General features: G+C 40.0%; 17 protein-coding genes. 13 read left to right on the top strand and 4 right to left on the bottom strand.

What is annotated here, in order from left to right; genetic code table 11:
* Window positions 1-167: 167 nt before the first annotated feature.
* From pdsO to FLM54_RS12200, 3 genes are read left to right on the top strand one after another with little or no spacing between them, the layout of a single operon-like run.
* On the top strand, window positions 168-893 hold the full coding sequence (gene pdsO / locus FLM54_RS12210) for a sortase-associated OmpA-like protein PdsO (protein WP_036956574.1): 726 nt from the start codon (window positions 168-170) through the stop codon (window positions 891-893).
* Window positions 894-919: 26 nt separating this feature from the next.
* Window positions 920-2,920 carry a marine proteobacterial sortase target protein gene (locus FLM54_RS12205; RefSeq protein ID WP_178956500.1) on the top strand — a complete coding sequence of 667 codons (2,001 nt, stop codon included), beginning with the start codon at window positions 920-922 and terminating at the stop codon, window positions 2,918-2,920.
* Window positions 2,917-3,522 (top strand): class GN sortase, encoded by a 606-nt coding sequence (locus FLM54_RS12200; RefSeq protein WP_178956499.1) that lies wholly within the window; start codon window positions 2,917-2,919, stop codon window positions 3,520-3,522. The genes FLM54_RS12205 and FLM54_RS12200 overlap by 4 nt, the downstream gene beginning before the upstream one ends.
* Here the strand turns inward: FLM54_RS12200 and FLM54_RS12195 are convergent.
* Window positions 3,417-4,376 (bottom strand): DMT family transporter, encoded by a 960-nt coding sequence (locus tag FLM54_RS12195; RefSeq protein WP_178956498.1) that lies wholly within the window; start codon window positions 4,374-4,376, stop codon window positions 3,417-3,419. The genes FLM54_RS12200 and FLM54_RS12195 overlap by 106 nt on opposite strands.
* 131 nt (window positions 4,377-4,507) lie before the next feature.
* Here FLM54_RS12195 and proB point away from each other — a divergent pair, with 131 nt between their 5' ends.
* From proB to gltX, 3 genes are all read left to right on the top strand, one after another.
* The gene (gene proB, locus FLM54_RS12190) at window positions 4,508-5,611 is read left to right on the top strand and encodes a glutamate 5-kinase (RefSeq protein WP_033102848.1); all 1,104 of its coding nucleotides are present in this window, start codon (window positions 4,508-4,510) and stop codon (window positions 5,609-5,611) included.
* 106 nt (window positions 5,612-5,717) lie between these two features.
* Entirely contained in the window at window positions 5,718-6,077 is a 360-nt protein-coding gene (locus tag FLM54_RS12185) for a glutaredoxin family protein (RefSeq protein WP_008111110.1), read from the top strand.
* Window positions 6,078-6,127: 50 nt separating this feature from the next.
* Window positions 6,128-7,612 carry a glutamate--tRNA ligase gene (gltX, locus tag FLM54_RS12180; protein ID WP_008111109.1) on the top strand — a complete coding sequence of 495 codons (1,485 nt, stop codon included), beginning with the start codon at window positions 6,128-6,130 and terminating at the stop codon, window positions 7,610-7,612.
* 67 nt (window positions 7,613-7,679) lie between these two features.
* Here gltX and FLM54_RS12175 read toward each other — a convergent pair whose 3' ends face one another.
* Together FLM54_RS12175 and FLM54_RS12170 are read right to left on the bottom strand one after the other, a co-directional pair.
* Window positions 7,680-8,531 (bottom strand): CPBP family intramembrane glutamic endopeptidase, encoded by an 852-nt coding sequence (locus tag FLM54_RS12175; RefSeq protein WP_178956497.1) that lies wholly within the window; start codon window positions 8,529-8,531, stop codon window positions 7,680-7,682.
* Window positions 8,532-8,619: 88 nt separating this feature from the next.
* Window positions 8,620-9,015, bottom strand: coding sequence for a hypothetical protein (locus FLM54_RS12170; RefSeq protein ID WP_178956496.1), 396 nt, complete (start codon window positions 9,013-9,015; stop codon window positions 8,620-8,622).
* A 156-nt stretch (window positions 9,016-9,171) separates the two neighbouring features.
* Here FLM54_RS12170 and FLM54_RS12165 point away from each other — a divergent pair, with 156 nt between their 5' ends.
* The 5 genes from FLM54_RS12165 (at window position 9,172) to FLM54_RS12145 (ending at window position 14,795) form a co-directional block, all read left to right on the top strand.
* Window positions 9,172-9,876 carry a DUF3581 domain-containing protein gene (locus FLM54_RS12165; RefSeq protein ID WP_016900441.1) on the top strand — a complete coding sequence of 235 codons (705 nt, stop codon included), beginning with the start codon at window positions 9,172-9,174 and terminating at the stop codon, window positions 9,874-9,876.
* 91 nt (window positions 9,877-9,967) lie between these two features.
* Window positions 9,968-11,215: a DEAD/DEAH box helicase gene (locus FLM54_RS12160; RefSeq protein WP_138570835.1), complete on the top strand. Its 1,248-nt coding sequence runs from the start codon at window positions 9,968-9,970 to the stop codon at window positions 11,213-11,215.
* Window positions 11,216-11,406: 191 nt separating this feature from the next.
* Window positions 11,407-12,390: a sensor domain-containing diguanylate cyclase gene (locus FLM54_RS12155; protein WP_178956495.1), complete on the top strand. Its 984-nt coding sequence runs from the start codon at window positions 11,407-11,409 to the stop codon at window positions 12,388-12,390.
* A gap of 129 nt (window positions 12,391-12,519) precedes the next feature.
* The gene (locus FLM54_RS12150; protein ID WP_138606890.1) at window positions 12,520-13,059 is read left to right on the top strand and encodes a heme NO-binding domain-containing protein; all 540 of its coding nucleotides are present in this window, start codon (window positions 12,520-12,522) and stop codon (window positions 13,057-13,059) included.
* Between the two features lie 2 nt (window positions 13,060-13,061).
* On the top strand, window positions 13,062-14,795 hold the full coding sequence (locus FLM54_RS12145) for a response regulator (RefSeq protein WP_178956494.1): 1,734 nt from the start codon (window positions 13,062-13,064) through the stop codon (window positions 14,793-14,795).
* 91 nt (window positions 14,796-14,886) lie between these two features.
* Here the strand turns inward: FLM54_RS12145 and FLM54_RS12140 are convergent, their stop codons facing one another.
* On the bottom strand, window positions 14,887-15,843 hold the full coding sequence (locus tag FLM54_RS12140; RefSeq protein ID WP_178956493.1) for a methylenetetrahydrofolate reductase: 957 nt from the start codon (window positions 15,841-15,843) through the stop codon (window positions 14,887-14,889).
* Between the two features lie 249 nt (window positions 15,844-16,092).
* Here FLM54_RS12140 and FLM54_RS12135 point away from each other — a divergent pair, with 249 nt between their 5' ends.
* Entirely contained in the window at window positions 16,093-18,975 is a 2,883-nt protein-coding gene (locus tag FLM54_RS12135; protein WP_178956492.1) for a M16 family metallopeptidase, read from the top strand.
* 521 nt (window positions 18,976-19,496) lie between these two features.
* On the top strand, window positions 19,497-20,315 hold the full coding sequence (cysE, locus tag FLM54_RS12130) for a serine O-acetyltransferase (RefSeq protein WP_008110273.1): 819 nt from the start codon (window positions 19,497-19,499) through the stop codon (window positions 20,313-20,315).
* The last annotated feature ends 9 nt before the right edge of the window (window positions 20,316-20,324 follow it).

The following is a 20,324-nucleotide window of genomic DNA, read 5'->3' as shown; positions in this document are numbered from 1 at the left end:
TGAAAAAGGCAATTGCCATTTTTTTGCCACAATTGCTCAGCAGTTTGCCATTTTTACTCCCCTTTGTTGCCACTTCATGGTGTTTTAATACAGCTATTGAAATTACCAATACAACGCAAGTGCCAACCAATAGCTTGCCAACCATTATTAATAGTAAGGAATAGACCATGAAGAAAACATTAATCGCACTCACACTTGTTAGCACTTTTTGTACGCCAGTATTTGCTGCGGATACCCCATCAAAAGAAGCAAAAAAAGAAACAATAGTTGGCCTGAGCACCGGTGCCATTATTGGTGGCGTGGTTGGTGGCCCAATTGGCGCGTTTGTAGGCGCATTTGCTGGTGGTTTGATTGGCGATGCCAAGGTGGCTGAGCAAACCATTGCTGAGCAGCAGCAAGCTTTAACTGTAATGGCAGAGAAAACCAACGACTACCAGCACGTACTTAATCATAACAGTCACCTAGAGGCGCAACTTGAACTACTGGCGCAACAAAATGAGCAATTAACTCAATCGCAGCTTAATAATTTATTGGCGATGACGGTGCAATTTAAAACAGGCTCTAGCGATATTGCTCCACATTTTGCCAAGCAGCTTGATCAATTGGTTGCGTTATTAAAAAGCCAACCGCAACTCGCACTCGATTTAAGTGGCTTTGCCGATCAGCGTGGTGAAGAGCAAGCAAACTTATTACTTTCAAAAGCCAGAGTAAACGCCGTACAAAGTTACTTAATTAAACAAGGTGTAAGCCATATACGTTTAAGCGCACAAGCATTTGGCGAGCAACAAAGCATAGCAAATAGTAACACCCTTGAAGATAACTTTTTTGACAGGCGCGTTACTCTCACTACCCGTGCGCTTAATCAAACGACTGATCAAACAGCAAGCAATTAATCGCAAGGCGTTCGATGGAGTGATTTATGTTGAGTAAACCCACCAAAGTGCTTACCAAGGTAAGCCTTTTTATTTTTATTATTATCGTGCTTTTGGCCAGCTTTAAAAGCCATGCACAGTCGCCAAAACTATCCTTGTTTGATAGCCAAGGAGTGGCGGTTAACCCTGGGGTTATTTTAAAAAGCGATGCAAAAATGACCCTAACAGGGCTAATTAATCATGTTGTAGTAACGCAGCACTACATAAATGAAAATCCTTTTGCCGTAAATGCACGTTATTTATTTCCTTTACCCGATGAAAGCGCCGTGCAAGCAATGACCATGCGCATTGGCGAGCGAGTTATTAAAGGTAAAATAGCAAAAAAACGCCAAGCTGAAAAACAGTACCAAGCTGCCAAAAAAGCAGGCAAACAAGCTTCATTGCTGCGACAGCAGCGTGCAAATATGTTTATTACAAATGTGGCAAATGTAGGGCCAGGAGAAGAAATAGTTATAACGCTTGAGTATCAAGAGATTATTGATTACCAACACGGAATCTTTGCGATTCATTTTCCAACCACAATGACGCCACGCTATCATGCAATAACAGGGGAAGTTAACGATGAACAAGATACACATGCGATAACAAGCACTAACACACCTTCGTTTACTCCACAGGGTTGGTTAAGCCCTGTTTACACAAAACAAACCAATGAGGCGGCAAATGCCAGCGATTTAAGCTTAACAATTAACATGGATATAGGCTTAGAATTGGTTGATATAAACGCTAAGTACCATCAAGTTAATATTGAAAACCCTGCATTTGGGCAATACAGCATTGTGCTAAAACCACAGCAAGCCATAAATAGAGACTTTGTACTTGAGTTTAAGCCACTTCAACTAGCGCAAGCGCAAGCTGCACTTTTTACTCAGCAAGCACAAAATGGTGAGCAGTATGCGTTAGCAATGCTAATGCCGCCAAGCGATAGCTTTACTCAATCTCAGCGTTTACCGCGTGAAATGGTGTTTGTAGTTGATACTTCGGGATCTATGCATGGGCAGTCTATTGAACAAGCTAAAAAAGCGCTGTTTTACGCATTATCATTATTAGATAGTGATGATAGCTTCAATATTGTCAGTTTTAATAGTGAGGTTGCAGCCATGAGTGAGACCCCATTAATTGCCAGTGACTTTAATTTACGTCGAGCAGAGCGCTTTATTTATAACTTACAAGCCGATGGCGGAACTGAAATAAAAGGCGCACTTGATGCAGTACTCGATGGTGCGCAGTTTGAAGGGTTTGTACGCCAAGTTGTATTTTTAACCGATGGTAGCGTAAGTAACGAAGATCAGTTATTTAAACATATTGCGCATACCTTAGGTGATAGCCGTTTATTTACCGTGGGCATTGGTAGCGCGCCTAACCGTTATTTTATGCGTCGTGCCGCTGATATAGGCAAGGGAACTTACACCTTTATAAGCAGTGCTCATGATGTGCAGCCGAAAATGCAGCAGTTGTTTGATAAACTTGCTCACCCGGCTATGACTAATTTAGCGTTAACAAATACAAATGGAGACAGCTTAGATTTTTGGCCCTCACCTTTGCCTGACCTATATTTTGCTGAGCCTATTATGGTGGCTATTAAATTAGACACTACCGATGCAATTACTTTTACGGGGCAAACGGCGCATGGGGAGTTTAAGGTTAAGCTTAATCCGCAAGCAAGTTCAAAAGCCACGGGAATTGATAAGCTTTGGGCACGTCAAAAAATAAAGTCGTTATTGTTATACAACCAACAAAGTGTTGTAAAACAGCAAGTGCAGCAGCTCGCGCTTGAGCATCAATTACTTAGCCCATTTACTGCGTTCATTGCCATAGAAGAGACCACTATTAAAGAAGTTGCTAAACAAAGCACACAAGTGGCTAATACTATGCCACAAGGAATGACCATGCGCTTGCCGCAAACAGATGGGCAAAGCAAAATGCATATTGTGTTTGGAGCATTACTACTTCTAGGTGGTCTGTTGTTAGTAAGGCGCTGTAAATGAAAAAGTGGCTAAGCATAGGTTTACTAGCCTTGGGGCTGAGCTTGTTTGGCCATGGTGTATACATGCAGGCAAAGGCATGGCTTGCACAAGTGTTAATAGAGCAAGCTTGGCAAACAGCCCTTAAATCGCCTAATAAAAAAATTAAGCCGTGGTTTTATGCTGATAGTTACCCAGTGGCAAAAATAATATGGCCAAAGCATAATAAACGACTAACCGTGCTTGATGGTGCAAGTGGTAGAAATTTAGCGTTTGCGCCGAGCCACTTTTTACCAGCAGGGGATTTAGGTGGGGCTGATTTTGGTAATTCGCAAGGAGCACTTATTGCTGGCCACAACGATACCCACTTTGCGTTTTTAAAAAACGCTAAAGTGGGGGAACAATTTTCTCTACAACTTAAAAATGGCCAAGTGCAACATTATTCAGTGACTCATGTTGAGGTGATTAATCAGTACAACACCGATTTTTTGCAGCAATCAGGGTTGTATTTATTAACCTGTTACCCTTTTGATTCACTGGCCTCGGGTACCGATTTAAGATGGTTAGTGTCGGCAGAAATATCCTCACCCGAAGTTGAGTTAGGAATATCGACCACTAGTTCTTGATGGCGTTGGCTAATCATTACGCCTATAAACACCACAAAAATGCTGATCCACTGCCCAAGAGTTAGTACTTCGTTGAGGATAATGGCTGACAAAATTAAAGTGAAAATAGGGATTAAATTAGAGTAAGCTGCTGCAGTTAATACCGACACTTTACTAATCGCATAGTTGTACATGCCGTACCCACCCAAAGTAACACAAGAGCCTAAGTACAAAATGCTCATTAGTGCGGTTAAATCGTGTTGGTTTTCACTAGGTAGATCAATAAATAATAAAAACGGAGCAAAAAACACACTACCACTCACGCCTTGCAGAGCAATTAATGTGAGTGGGGAGTAGCGGTTAGCTAAATGTTTTATACACACGGTATAAAATGCCGCGCACACCATGGCCATTAATTCTAAAAAATTCCCCAGTAATGGGTTTGGGGCTTGGCTTGAACTCGGTGAGAGCAAGGTCAGTAAAATACTACCGCCAATACACAGCGTAAAACCCACCACAATAGCTCTACTAATATGCTCTTTGAGCATGAAAAACGCTAAAAATGCCACAATAATGGGTAAACAAGAAACAATCACCCCCGCCTGAGACGCTGAGGTATATTCCATTGCGTGGCCTTCAAATAAAAAGTACAAGCAAGGCTCTGCCAGTGACATGCCTAATAAGTACTTCCAATCGCCTTTTAAATATTCAAAGCGAATTACGTAACGCCATAAACATAACGAAATCAGTAAAGTGGTGAGCATACGTAAAAATATCACCAAGGCAGGGTCATAAATCGCAATCGCGTATTTAAGTGCAATAAAGGAGCTACCCCACAAAAAGGTGGCAATAATTAAACATAAACTGGCAGGCATAAGGTGTAATTTAATCGGTTGAATATAGTGCGATCCTAGCATGCAGAGGGGGTGATTGAATATTTTTTACTTGTTCAAAAATACCGAACTGGTATAAATAAATTCATCATTTATTGCGCTAAGTAAAAAACATGCAAAGGGATCAGGTCGTAGTTGTAAAGCTAGGTACAAGCGTACTCACTGGCGGTACCGATAAGTTAGACAAAGCACATATGGTGGAACTTGTTCGCCAATGCAGTGAGCTAAAAAAGCAAGGTCATCACGTTATTTTAGTATCAAGCGGTGCGGTTGCCGCAGGTCGCGAACAGCTATTAAAACCCTGTGGGCGCACATTAATAGACAAACAAATGTTGGCCGCCATTGGACAGGGGCAGCTCATTCATATTTGGCAAAGCTTATTTGCGTTGTATGGCATTAACGTCGGGCAAATGCTACTAACGCGCGCGGATGTTGACGACAGAGAGCGCTATTTAAATGCACGCGATACCCTCAATGCCCTATTAAATTACGATGTAGTGCCGATCATTAATGAAAATGACGCAGTTGCTACTAGCGAAATAAAAGTAGGTGACAACGATAACTTGTCGGCATTGGTGGCTATTTTAGCCAATGCCGATAAGTTACTGCTACTGACCGACCAACAAGGGTTATTCACCAGCGATCCGCGCACCGACATTAACGCCACCTTGATTGACGAAGTTACCCATATTAATGATGAGTTACGCCAACTTGCGGGTGGCAGCGGTACGAACCTAGGCACAGGGGGTATGGCAACCAAATTACAGGCCGCGGATATTGCCAGAAGAGCTGGGGTTGAGGTGATTATTGCCAAAGGCGCTGATGAAAATGTGATTTTAAAATGCATGAGCGAGCAACTACCAGGCACCCGTTTTTTAAAACTTACCGCGCCTAAAGATGGTCGAAAAAAATGGTTATTGGCAGGGCCTAAAAGTAGTGGCCAAATTTTAATTGATGCCGGTGCGGTGCATGCATTGCAATCTAAGGGGGCTAGTTTACTTGCTAAAGGTATTACGCGTGCAATAGGTGAATTTGAACGTGGAGATTTAATTAACTTAATTGATGTAAACCAGCAAATTATTGCACGCGGGTTAACGCGCTTTAGCCATCTTGAAATCGATAAAATAAAAGGCGCACATTCTAATCAAATCAGCCATTTACTTGATTACGATAGCGGCGTGGAAGTGCTACACAGAGATGATATGGTGGTGTTGTAATTAAGCACTTTTTTAACGATATAGCGCAACGTATAATCCGCTTATAGTGTTGCGCTTTTTTGTGTTAAAATCTTGCACCTTAAATTTGTTGTAAAGAGTATTGAAGATGAAATTAGTTCGCTGGGTTTTAGGTTGTATCATCTTATTTTTTAATTTTGTTTTTACGCCGCGTAGCAAAAAACGTGATCCGCAAGAGCAAACTAAGCTTGATCAGCAAACCGCACAATTTAAGCTCTATCAATTCAAAGCATGCCCTTTTTGTGTAAAAGTACGCCGTTCAATTAAGCGTGAAGGCTTAAAAATTGAAACACGCGATGCAAAAAATGATGAGCAATACCGCCAAGAGCTATTAGAGCAAGGCGGAAAAGTTAAAGTACCTTGTTTACGTATTGAGCAAGATGGCCAAGTTAAATGGCTTTATGAATCAAACGATATTATTGCTTACTTAAACAAAGTAGCCGCTTAAAATATTTATTGGTATTTCATACCATCTCACTTATTAAAAGAGACATTACCATGACAATTCGTACCCGTGTTGCTCCGTCACCAACTGGTGACCCGCATCTTGGCACCGCTTACATTGCCTTATTTAATTACTGTTTTGCTAAACAGCAAGGCGGTGAATTTGTACTTCGTATTGAAGATACTGACCAAGTTCGCAGCACACCTGAATCTGAACAAGCCATCATGGATAGCTTACGCTGGTTAGGCCTTGAATGGGATCATGGTCCTGATGTAGGTGGTGAGTTTGGTCCATACCGTCAATCTGAGCGCAGTGATTTATATAAAAAATACGCTCATCAGTTAGTTGAAGACGGCAAAGCATTTTATTGTTTCGCAACCAGCGAAGAACTGGACCAAATGCGTGAAGAACAAATGGCCGAAGGTCTGCGTCCTAAATACGATGGCCGTGGCTTAAACCATACAGAAGACGAAATTAAAGCAAACCTAGCTGCTGGTAAACCGTACGTTATACGTATGAAAATCCCAAGCGAAGGTACCTTTAAGTTTAACGATTACCTACGCGACGAAATTGAGATCCCGTGGGAAAACGTAGACATGCAAGTGCTATTAAAAGCGGATGGTTTTCCAACTTACTTTTTAGCAAACGTGGTGGATGATCACCATATGCAAATTAGCCATATTTTCCGTGGTGAAGAGTGGATAAACTCAGCGCCTAAGTTATTAAAACTTTATGAAGATTTTGGTTGGGAAGCACCGGTACTAGGTCACTTACCATTACTGCGTAATCCAGATAAATCAAAACTGTCTAAGCGTAAAAACCCAACTTCGATTAATTACTACAAAGAAATGGGTTACTTACCAGAAGCGGTGCTAAACTACTTAGGCCGTATGGGTTGGTCAATGCCTGATGAGCGTGAAAAGTTCACCCTTAACGAAATGATTGAACATTTTGACATGAAGCGTGTATCGCTTGGTGGCCCAGTATTTGACGTAGACAAGTTAAGCTGGTTAAACGGTATGTGGATCCGCGAAAACTTAACTGATGCAGAGCTAATGCAGCGTTTTGTTGACTGGAAATTTAATGGCGACATGCTGGCTAAAGTATTACCAGAAGCTAAAACGCGTATAAATACGCTCTCTGACATGGTTGATTTAGCAGGGCACTTTGTAGGCGGCATCCCGACCTACGACCCAGCGCTATTAACCGCAGGTAAAGCTGACGAAGATGTTATTCGCCAAGCGCTGCAGTTTTTTGTATGGCAGCTAGAAGGCTTACGTAGCTTTGAAAAGCCAGCTATTTTTGCAATTGCAAAAGAAGTAGCCACCTTCCACGAGCTTAAAATTAAAGACTTCTTAGAGCCTATATTTGTGGCTATTACCGGCAAAACATCATCAACTTCGGTATTAGATGCAATGGAGATTTTAGGGTCTGACCTATCGCGTGCACGTTTACGTGTTGCGCTTGCCCATTTAGGTATTTCTAAAAAGCAGGCTAAAAAGATAGAACGCGCATACCGTGATTACCCAAGCGCGTAATTAATCCTAATTCAGGTTAGCTATTTAAAAGCCGCTTAAATTAAGCGGCTTTTTTGTGCCTGTAATTCTAAGATGGAGTTGCCAGCATCGGGTAAGTAAATAAGAAAAAGTGAAACACGTTAACGAGCCAATGACATAAAATGGCCCATTCTAATCGGCTTGTTTTATAGTAAATATAGCCATAACCAAAACCTGCTACGGCCGCCACAAGCATATAATGAGTTCCAGCTGAAAAGTGTGCCAGTGAAAATACACAAGTACTGATCACCGGTGCGAGCAGTGCAAACCTGCTCGGGGTTATTAGTTTTGAAAGCTTAGTTTGTATCACTCCCCTAAATAATGCCTCTTCTGCAACGCAGGTAAAAAGTAGGTTGATAGCTATAAATAACAACCAAAATTCAGGTACTTTTGGTGCAAATTCAACAAGGTTTAACGTTAAAGCAGTTATAAGCGCCGCTAAAATAGTGATAATTATGATTAAGGCAGGGTAGCCGATAGTTACTGGCTTTATCGTTTTGTTTTTTGCAAAAAAATAAGCGCTCAGCATTAAACCCGCTAATGCTTTATCGAAATTAGCATACAGGGTAAATGCAATTGCGTTACTGGTGACTTGTTCATTAACAACAATTGGCAGGTTATTAAAACCCGCAAACCAATGTAAGGCTAACCCGAGTGAGGCTATTATAAATAAAGACGTTAGAACATTACCTTTTAACGCTGAGGTTGCCAATAGCGTAAAGTGAAACAATCCCACATAAACAGCTATAACAGCAACCGCGTTTAAATTTATATATTCTTGATAATAGGCAGTAATAACACTTAGCAGCAATAAGTATTGCCATAATGGTTGGCGAAATACAGTGAGTTTACACTGTGGGAAAACACATAAAATAGCGGCAGCTAAAAAGTAAAAAGTCATTGGCAAATACAGCTTGTTGTTTGATAGAGGGAAATGAGAGAAAACGAATTACATAGCGTTATAGTTTCAATTAGATAATTTTGAGCTATTAATAATTATAGGCTTGTCCTGTACAAATAACGGCTAAATCACAATTGTAGCGAGATACTGATTGGCACTGCTCTAGTGTAAATGCATTGCCACCTAAATAAAGCACATCATTTTTAAGGGATTCTATAGCTTGTGATTTCAAACGGTTATAGGTAATTGAGGATGTTCGCGTATTATCTGATTCATCGCAGCTTTCGCCTTTTATTCCACCAAGGGGGCTTGCACCTCTATCGAGAGCGTCCTGAATACTGTAAAACTGCTCTAGGCCACGTTTTTTAATGTGGCTTGAAACGTGTTCTGATAAAACGTCGTCGTCGATATTGGTTGTGTAAGTAACGTTATTACAGCCAGTTAAAAATGAAACCGCACATATTAATAAAGAAAAATACTTCATTAGTTAATCCCTTAAACTCGTATTTGCCTAATTTACTTAGTTAATTAGTGGGTTGCAAATTATCATTTTTCGCCTTTATTAAACAGATTCGACCTCTCAAGATTTTTTTTCTGGTAGTATAGCTAGGTTATAAGCAGTTTAAGCAGTGAACACACTATGTTAAGTCCTTACTATCAGCAGCATGCTGATTATGTTTCAATTTCTCGTGAGCAAGGTTGTCGCTTTGCTAAATGTGTAGCCGACGACTACAACCCGCTTCATGATAAAGACGCTAAAAAGTTTTGCGCACCAGGAGACTTACTTTTTTCTCTAGTGTTAGACCGCTATGGCATTAGTGAGCGAATGGAGTTTACCTTTGCCGGTATGGTTGATGAAAATACCAAGCTAAATTTTCCAGAACAACCTGGAGAAGAGTTTGATGTAAACCATGGCGAAAAAGTAATTTTAAAGGTTAAACGCGATGGTAAAACCAGTAAATGCCCAACACTTACAAACAGTTTAATAAAAAATTATGTTGAGTTCTCAGGTGCTGCGTTCCCGCATGTAATTATTCCTTTAATGGGCAAGCAAGAGGTAATGATAAACCCTGCGCGTCCTATGATTATTTATGAATCAATGATAATTAACCTTAATAACATTGATATTAAATCACCGACTCTAGAGTTTGCAGAGCCAAGCTTTGAATACGCTGGTAAACGCGGCAAAATAACCTTGCGCTTTAATTTATTAGAAAACGGCGAAAAAGTGGGTTTTGGTGAAAAACACATGGTCGTATCGGGTATTCGTGAGTACTGTCAAAGCACCGTAGATGATTTAATTGCATTTTATAATGAACGTAAAGCCACATTAAAACCGGCTTAAATACTTCATTTTATATAGGCGCTATTTAGCGCCTTTTTTATTACTAAAGCTCAGGTATAATAGCGTTCTTTGTTATTTTAAAGCCAAGCTTATGTCTGCCACATCGTTCTCATCACTAGCCCTAGACCCGTTACTATTAACGGCAATAGAGCAAAATAATTACACTACGCCTACCGCCATTCAGCACAAAACGATACCGCCAATTTTAGCGGGCAAAGACGTTATGGGCAGCGCTCAAACTGGCACCGGTAAAACAGCCGCTTTTGTTTTACCGCTATTACACAAGCTTTTAAATACCGCTAAAAAAGACGAACCAGGCATTGCTCGTGTGGTTATTTTAACGCCCACTAGGGAGCTTGCTCAGCAAGTATTTGCAAGCTTTGAAAAATACGCACAAGGTACAGATATAAAAGGTGCACTTGCCTATGGTGGTGCAAGCATTGGTCCACAAATCAAAGCACTTAAAACAGCGCAAGTAATAGTGGCAACGCCAGGGCGCTTACTTGATCATATAGTGAAGGGCAGTGTGGTGCTTTCAAGCGTGGACTCTTTAGTATTTGATGAAGCAGACCGTATGCTTGATATGGGTTTTATTGACGAAATTAAACGAATACTGCGTCATATCCCAGGCGATCGTCAAACCTTACTGTTTTCCGCCACCTTTGATGACAGTGTATTTGAGCTGAGTAAAAAATTGCTTAAAGATCCTGAGCTTATTGAAGTTGATAAGCGCAACTCTGCTGCTGTAGAGGTTGAACAAGTTATTTACGCAGTAGATGAAGACAGAAAGCGCGAACTGGTATCGCACATGATTGGCATGAAAAACTGGCGCCAAGTACTTATATTCACCCGCACAAAACAAATGGCCGATAAGCTTGCCAAAGAAATGTGTAAAGATGGTTTAAAAACCGAATCTATTCATGGTGATAAATCACAAGGTGCTCGCGACCGCGCATTACAAAACTTTAAAGAGGGTAGTACGCGTGTTTTAGTAGCCACCGATGTAGCGGCGCGCGGTTTAGACATACCGGCACTTAAATACGTAATTAACTTTGAATTACCATATATAGCTGAAGATTATGTGCATCGTATTGGCCGTACAGGACGAGCTGGCGAGCAAGGCCTTGCAATGTCGTTAGTGAGTCTTGATGAGCAATGGCTACTTGAAGAAATTGAAGTACTGCTTGATACGCGTTTAGCCCCACAATGGCTTGAAGGCTACGAGCCCGATTTAAATAAGCCGCCAAAAGACAACCGCAAAAACACTAACAAAGCGCGTAAAGATCGCGATAAAAAACGTATTACAGGGCAAAGAGCGCCAAATAGACGCCGAAAGTAAAAATTAGAGTGTTCTTAAAGCACAATTAAGTTACTAAATATCTTTAATTATTCCATTATTTGCGTTTGAGTATAGGTACATTTTACATCTACTCTTTAATTTTGAGTCAATGTAATTAATACAGTGATTAATACTACCTTTTAAGCATTTTTTTTTGCCTATACTTAGGTAAATAATAGCGGGGGTATAAAATGTTTGAGACTGATAAGTGGGCATTTACTGGCCTTGATGGTCAGATATCACTAGATAAGTGGCAAAAAATAATTGATTTAATTGCTGAGTTATTTTCAGCTCCCTCCGGATATATAGTACAGGCAACAAGCATAGGTTACCGAGTAGTTATCAGAAAAAACGAGGGTGGGTCAACCTTTGAGACCAACCCTACTATTCCTCCTGAAAGTGATATGTTTTGTAGGCATGTGGTCGAAAGTGACAATCTCTTATATGTTAATGATGCTGCTAGTACTGAAATGTGGAGCGCCATGCCTGAGGTAGTTGAAAATGGCGTTAACTCCTACTTAGGTTTACCCATTCACTGGCCGCAAGGAGATGTATTTGGGACGCTTTGCTTAAAAGACAACAAAGAAACAAACTATACGAATGAATATTTTGAGCTCATTAATCAGTTACGAGACTTAATAGAAGACGATTTAGCGCTTGTATATAATTTTGAAAAAATGCGCGAAATTGCAATGCTAGACCCGCTCACTAATATTTATAATCGTCGAGCATTAAGTTTACTTGCTCAGCAAAAACTAAACCTTTCTCATCGTTTAGGTTTTGATGTGTGTTGTTTATTTATCGATATTAACGACTTTAAAAAATTAAACGATAACTCTGGCCACGAAGCGGGCGATAAAGCCCTTATTACATTAGCCACAACGTTAAAAAAGCACCTAAGAGATGCCGACATCGTGGGGCGCTTAGGAGGCGATGAGTTTGTTGCTGTCATGCAAATAAATGATAAGAGTAAACTAGACCACATTATAAATACAATTTCGATTGAGTTTGCTAATGCACTAGTATTAGATGGAATTTGCGAGTTATCACTAAGTGTTGGTTATAGTTTTTCTGAGCAAAAAAAGCAGCCATTTGAAACACTTTTAAATGATGCAGACCAATCAATGTATAAAAATAAGCAAAAATATAAGTTAAATAAAAAAATCGGTTATTAAATCGTTAATTGCTATTAACTTGTTATGCCAATATACACAGCAAACTAATTAACATATACGCATGCTATGTACGTGAATTTTTTTAGTTTGAAACTATACTTTGTTTATAGCTAATGAGTGGGTAGTTGTATGAAAGGTATTATTTTTACTGAATTTCTAGAAATGGTCGAGATCACATTTTCACCAGCAGTTGCTGATCAAATCATTGAGCAAAACGAACTGGATTCCAATGGGGCTTATACCAGTGTTGGTAACTATAATAAGCAAGAGCTTTTAAAGTTAGTGACCTCACTGAGCAGTATTGTTGATATTCCGGTTGATGTACTCGTTAAAGAATACGGTAAATACTTACTAAAGCGCTTCTTAGTCTACTATCCACAGTTTTTTGAAGAGCTCACTACAACGTTTGATTTTTTAGATACCATAGATCAGCACGTGCATGTAGAAGTTAAAAAACTATATACCGACGTTGAGTTGCCCACCTTTAAAACCAACCACTTAAGTAATACCCAAATGCAGATGATTTATCATTCAAGTAACCCATTTGCCATGCTCGCTGAGGGATTAATAGAAGGCGCAGCCGAACATTTTAAGGAAAATATAAGTATAAGCAGCGATATCAATGACGATCATCAAGTTGCTACGTTTAACTTAACATTGGTAGGTTAGATATGGACATTGCTCTTTTACAGCGCAGGTTAGAGCGAGAGCGTTTGGCGCGAAAAGAAGCTGAAAAGCTATTAGAAGCCAAATCATTACAACTTTACGAAGCCAATGAAGTGCTCAAAGGAGCGGCTGAAAACTTAGAGCAAGAGGTTGCTAATAGAACCCATGCCCTCAAACTTGCGAAACAAGATGCAGAAGCTGCAAATAATGCTAAATCAGACTTTTTGGCAAATATGAGTCATGAGATTCGTACCCCGATGAATGCAATAATTGGCATGGCTTATCTTGCTTTAGATACCGGGCTTTCTGATAAGCAACGCGACTATGTTGAAAAAATTCACTATTCGGCAGAGTCTTTATTAGGGATCATTAATGATATTTTAGACTTTTCAAAGGTCGAAGCGGGTAAAATAGAGCTAGAACAAAAAGAATTCAATTTTAATATCTTTCTAGAAAATCTTGTCAATATTATTAGCACGCTAGCATCACAAAGAAAAATTGAAGTGCTGTTTGATATTGACCCCTTACTGCCTGACTTTTTTATTGGTGATGCATTAAGGCTTAATCAAGTGCTGTTAAATTTGCTTAATAATGCACTGAAGTTCTCAACCCGCGGCAAAGTTGTATTAGCTGTAAAGTTAGCGCAAAAGGTAGACAATTTTTGCAGTGTCACTTTTTCTGTTTTAGATAATGGCATTGGAATGAGCCAAGCACAAGTAGACTCACTATTTAAACCTTTTACTCAGGCTGACGTGTCTACAACGCGAAAGTTTGGTGGGACTGGGCTTGGCTTGGTAATAAGTAAAACGTTGGTAGAACTAATGCAGGGAAATGTTTTAGTAAACAGTAAACTCAATAAAGGAAGTTGTTTTAGCTTTACTATTCCACTTAGCTATTCGACTAAAAAAAGTGAGTTTGAAATATCACATGTTAGGGCTAAGCAGGCCCTTGTTATCGAAAGTTCAGACAGTACGTTAGCATCATTACAAACGCTGCTTATTGGATTTGAAGTTAAAGTTGATATTGCAAATAATATCAACCAAGTGCTAGACCGGTTAAGCGCCTTACATGATTACGACTTTATTTTTATAGATTGGCGTACTTTAAATTTAAATAATGACAGGGCTGCGCAGTCTCTTCGAAGTGAACTCAAATTAAATGCGAAAAAGCTAATCGTAGTAGCACCTTGTGAAAATAAAGCACTCAACGAAAGCCTACTAGGATTTGCTGATAACACTTATAAAGTGCTGATCAAACCAATTATTAAAAGCACATTATACAATGTACTTTTACAAATTATGCATATAAAAACACTTAATAAGCCAGAATCACAAGAGAGCTCAGATACACAAAATGCATTACAAAAGCTTCAAGGTATTCATATTTTATTGGTTGAAGACAATCCGCTCAATCAGCAAGTAGCAACACAAATACTTCGCAAAAAAGGCTTAATCGTTGATGTTGCCAATGATGGTATTGAGGCATTAGAAGCGCTAAAAAATAAAACCTATGATGGGGTGTTAATGGATTGCCAGATGCCCCGAATGGATGGTTACACAGCAGCCAAAGAAATAAAAAAACAAGCAAAGTTTAAAAATTTACCCATTATTGCAATGACTGCTAATACAAGAGAAACCGATTTACTAAAGGCGAAAGGTTGCGGTATGAATGGCTATATTTCAAAGCCTATTAAAGTTGAAAGTATGTTTGAAGTAATAGCAAAATGGGTGTGTATTTAATCTTTTGTTTTCAATTATTTTATTAACTAACTTGGAAATATAAAAAAGGCAAGCCAGCAGCTTGCCAAGTACGGTATAAATCAGTTTAACTTTACGCTATCAGTTTCTCCGCAAGGTTGAGTTCCATTGTGGCTTTTAATAAACGGTATAAGTTAATAGACGCATCTATTTCTTCTTTACGATTGGTTAAGCTTTCAATATTTAAACCCAGTGGCACACCTAAGTGCGCACAGCTTTTTAAAATTGAGTCGAGATTTTCACGACAAATACGCACTGATTCGCTTAGTGTATTTTCCGAATCAAGCATGCGCCATTTAGTTGCCTCTGGCACCGAGATACCTAGCCACTGCATAAACTCCAAGGTTTTTTCACCACCACAAGGCGTAAAGGTTAATATAATCCGATTAGGTGTCAGGCCTTGTGCTTTGCATGTGCGCGCATAACTGGTTATTAAATCTATGGTTGCTTGTGCATTGTAAACGGCTTGAGAGATAAAAAACTGGCATCCTTGTGCTGTTTTTTCTATTAAGCGTTGGTGCTCGTTGCGCTTATTGGCATGGCGCTCAGCAATGGTTACACCACCTAAAAAGAAATCTTCAGACTGCTCTGCCAGTGTTTTATAGGCATTCGGTAAGCTCAGCTTTATATCACCTGCTGATGAAGGGCTACCCACTAACACCACGTTTTTTAAATCGTAGTCATTTTTGGTTTCATCTAACCACGCTTTAAACTCACTCACACCGCGCTGAGCTACACTTTTATAAGTAATTACATCAAGATCAGATAAGCCTCGTAAGAGTTGGCTGTACTCGCGCGGATCAACTGTTTGCTTAAATGCAAATGGACGCGCTTGCTCTGTACGGCTACTTTCATCTTGAATGTCATAAATAACTACGCCGTCATATTCAATTTCGTGTAAACGGCCTAATAACTTTTCGGCAATGATTTTTAATTGCGCTTTATCAGTCCCAATTTTTGGCGGTGTTGTGCCAATTAGGTAAACACCTTGGTTGGTGTCCTGTATTTTTTCTTGAAGTGATAAAGCCATAATCCCCATTCCAGCTTAATTTGTGATGATGGATTTAATATAGCAGCCATTTAGACGTCTAGATAGATTTATTTATTGAAAGTTTCTCAACTAACGTGAATTATTTTCATAGTTAAACCAAGTTACCAGCAATAACTGACACAGTTGTTTACATAATTAATAGGCTTAGGGCTCTTATATTTAATTACTTTACGGCATACTTAGTTTGGTAAATGTTTTAAAAATTGCTCAATTTAAAAAGGGATAACAATGAAATTTAAATTATTGGCAACTAGCCTAGCGGTATCGCTGGCTTTAACGGGTTGCGCTATGCAGCAAAGTCAAAACACGCAAACAGTAGCCCAACAAGAACAAGTTAATAAAGCAGATGAGCGTGTTTTTTCACAAGATTACCTAATAGAAGAGCTAGATAACGGCTTGCGCGTTATGGTAGTTAAAACCGATTACCCAGATGTAGTATCGCTACAAATACCTGTATCTGTTGGCTCGCGTAATGAAGTGGAAGCGGGTAAAACTGGTTTTGCTCACTTTTTTGAACACATGATGTTTAAAGGCTCTGAAAAGTTTCCGCAAGATGTGTATTCAGATATTCTAAAAAATTCAGGGGTTGATAACCGCGCCTATACAACTAACGATTACACTAACTACCACTTAAATTTTTCAAAACAGCATCTTGATAAAGTACTTGAGATTGAAGCTGATATTTTTCAAAACTTAAGCTACACCGAAGAACAATTTAGAACGGAAGCGCTAACGGTTAAAGGCGAGTACTTAAAAAATAATGCCAGTCCAATTCGTAAATTATTAAGTGCGGTACGCCAAGAAGCGTTCGATAAACATACCTATAAACACACTACTATGGGCTTTTTTGAAGATATTGAAGCCATGCCAGATCAAATGGCCTACGGTAAAGAATTTTTTGCTAAGTTTTATAAGCCTGAATATGTATCGCTTGTGATTGTTGGTGATGTTGAGCCAAAAGAGACCATGGCGATGGTTAAAAAGCACTGGGGTAACTGGCAAAAAGGCGACTATGTTGCTGATATTCCAAAAGAGCCAACTCAACAAGCGCCAAAATATGTGCATGAGCAAAACGAAGGATTACCTGGTCACTGGTTACTTGTGTCGTATAAAGGCGCCGCATGGGAGCCTCAGAAAAAAGACAGAGCCGCATTAGATTTACTCTCGCAGCTTTATTTTTCTAGCAATTCAGATATTTACCAAGAGCTGGTAGTAGAAAGGCAAATAGCGAGTCAAATGTTTACCTACAACCCAGAGACAAAAGATCCAGGGTTACTGCATGTATTTGTAAAAGTTGAAAATGCCGATGATTTAGCCACAGTACGTGATGCCATTAATCGTACGTATGCTAAAGCGCGTACCGAGTTGGTTGATAGCCAAAAACTCAGCGATTTAAAGTCTAACCTTAAATACAGTTTTATAAATGGTTTAGATTCATCGCAAGCAATTGCCTCTACACTTGCCAGCTATATGCATTTTGAGCGCGATCCTGAGGTGATTAATCAGCTGTATAAATCGGCAGACAATATCACTAGCGAAGATATTAGAGCCGTTGCAAATAAGTATTTTGTTGATAATGCCCGCACCACAATTACTATGTCGGCACTTGATAAAGCCCCTGGTTTTGAGCAAGAAAGCGACTTAAATGCCTTGGTAGCTAAGTATCAGCAAGCACCGAGTAAGCCTATCTTTAAGGTGCTTGATAAAACCAATAGCTCGCCGTTAATCGATATTAACTTATTATTTAATACCGGTGCCGCTGCCGATCCGCAGGGTAAAAAAGGCGTAGCGGCTTTAACTGCCGCAATGCTGGCGCAAGGTGGCTCAACCTCAATGAGTTACAAAGATATTAAAAAGGCAATGTATCCGCTGGCGGGTAGTTTTGGTTATCAAATAGATAAAGAAATGCTGTCGTTCCAAGGGCGTATTCATAAAGATAATGCTGCTCAGTGGTATGCTTTAGTGAGTGAGCAGCTGTTAAGCCCAGGCTTTAGAGAAGATGACTTTAAGCGCCTGAAAAAAGAAATGATCGATGGCATTAAATCAGGCTTAAAAGCTTCTAACGACGAAGAGTTGGGTAAAGAAGTGCTCTACAGCGTGCTTTATAAAGGCCACCCTTATGAAAGCTATAACTACGGTGACTTATCTGATTTAGAAGCGCTGACTCTTGATGATGTTAAAGCGTTTTATAATGCTGAACTTACACAAGCTAAACTTACTGTGGGTTTAATTGGTGCCGTACCTGAAAAACTTAAAGCACAAATGTTAGCTGACTTGGCGACACTTCCAAAAGGCGAACAAAGCCGCTTAACAATCCCTGATGCGCCAGAGCTTAAAGGTCATCATGCAACAATTGTTGAAAAGTCAGCGCAATCAACAGCTGTATCGTTTGGCTTTCCTATTGATACAATTCGTAGCAGCGAAGACTGGACTGCATTGTGGCTAGTGCGTTCGTACTTTGGTGAGCATCGTAGTTCTAACAGTTACTTGTACGAACGTATTCGTCAAACGCGTGGCATGAACTATGGCGATTACGCCTATATTGAATACTTCCCTAGGGGTATGTTTCAAACTAAACCTGATGCAAACTTAGGCCGCTCGGAGCAAATATTCCAGGTGTGGCTGCGTCCACTGCGCTCAAACAACGATGCGCATTTTGCTACCCGTACCGCATTATTTGAGCTAGATAAATTAATTAAAAATGGCATGACTGAGGCTGATTTTGAAGCCACACGTAACTTTTTAATTAACTTTGTGCCGCAAATGGTTGCTAGTCAAAATCGTCAGTTAGGTTATGCGCTAGATAGCGAGTTTTATAACACCGATAGTTTTGTAAACTACGTTACAAGCAAACTGAAAACATTGACTGTTGACGATGTAAATCGAGTGATTAAAGACAACCTACAAACCGAGAATATTCACTATGTGTTTGTTACCGGTGATGGTGAAGATATGCAAAAACGTTTAGCAACTATGCAAACCTCGCCTATGGTGTATAACACCGATAAACCTGCCGAGTTAGTGGCTGAAGATAAAGTGATTGCTGATTACAAACTGGCAATACCAACGAAAAATATTGAAGTAGTGAAGGTGGATAAAGTATTTCAATAATTTAAGTTTTTAAGTATTAAAAAATGCCCCGGAGCCTTAAGCATTGGGGCATTTTTATATTTTAGGTTGTAAATACTTGGGTCTGTTAACCTTTGCGGATTAAAATTTGTTCAAACTAGGGGCGGTTTAATCGCGGCGCGAGGTTTGTAACCTAGTGGGCTCGATAACTGCTCCTGCGTTATTCTACTGGCTTACATCCATGTAAGAATAAGTAAAAACCGAGCAAAGCTTCCGCGTCCTGCTCACGCCCCTTACCTACATCCATGTAGACAACAAAGAGTAAATCGCCTCTAGGCAGAACCCTTCGGGTAGCGCCTTCATCTACTTATGAGGAATAACCACACTGCATAGGCTCTGCCTTGCTTAAATACCAAACAGGCTGCTGCAAATTTAACCTTGAAAGGTCAACAGACCCTGGTTATATCTAATAACTAGAACAAATAACAAAGGGATTAACACCTAGGCGGCTAAATCCGTTAGAATTAGCGGTAGGCTCTTTGTACTAATCTTAAGGCATTATTATGCGTCATGAAATTTGGCAACAGCTTCGCAGTGAAGCAAATGAAGTAGTAACCCGTGAACCTCTTTTAGCGAGCCATGTGTATTCGTGTATTTTAAATCACGAATGCTTAGGGTCTGCATTGAGTTTTATTGTTGCTAATAAACTAGCTGACGCTGTGGTTTCTGCCTTTACAATCCGTGAGCTGTTTGACCAAGCTTTTGTAAAGTGTGACCGGATGCTGACGTATGTTGCTCATGATATTAAAGCGGTAAAAGACCGTGACCCTGCGGCCGAAACCTACCTTACTGTGATTTTAAATTTAAAAGGGTTTCATGCGATACAAGCGCACCGCTTAGCTAACTGCTTATGGCAACAAAACCGTAAAGAGCTTGCACGCTTTATTCAAAGCCGTACCTCAGAGGTGTTTGGGGTTGATATTCACCCTGCCTGTAAAGTAGGCCAAGGCATCATGTTTGACCATGCCACCGGTATTGTTATAGGTGAAACTGCAGTAATTGAAGATAATGTATCGATATTACAATCGGTTACATTAGGTGGTACGGGTAACGAGCAAGGCGATCGCCATCCTAAAATTAGAGCGGGCGTACTTATTGGTGCGGGTGCTAAAGTGTTGGGTAATATTGAAGTAGGCGAGGGCGCACGTATTGGTGCAGGCTCTGTGGTACTAAGCCCTGTGCCACCTCACACAACTGCTGTTGGTGTACCTGCAAAAATTATTGGTCGTCCTGATTGTGAGTGCCCGGCAGAAAGTATGAACCAAAACTTTTTAGAATACCCCGAGCCAGAAAACGAATCGCACACCAGTGCCATGCTTTAATTTTTGAGT

Source organism: Pseudoalteromonas sp. Scap25, from assembly GCF_013394125.1.
Lineage (GTDB): Bacteria > Pseudomonadota > Gammaproteobacteria > Enterobacterales > Alteromonadaceae > Pseudoalteromonas.
This window is presented reverse-complemented; position numbering and strand designations above follow the sequence as displayed.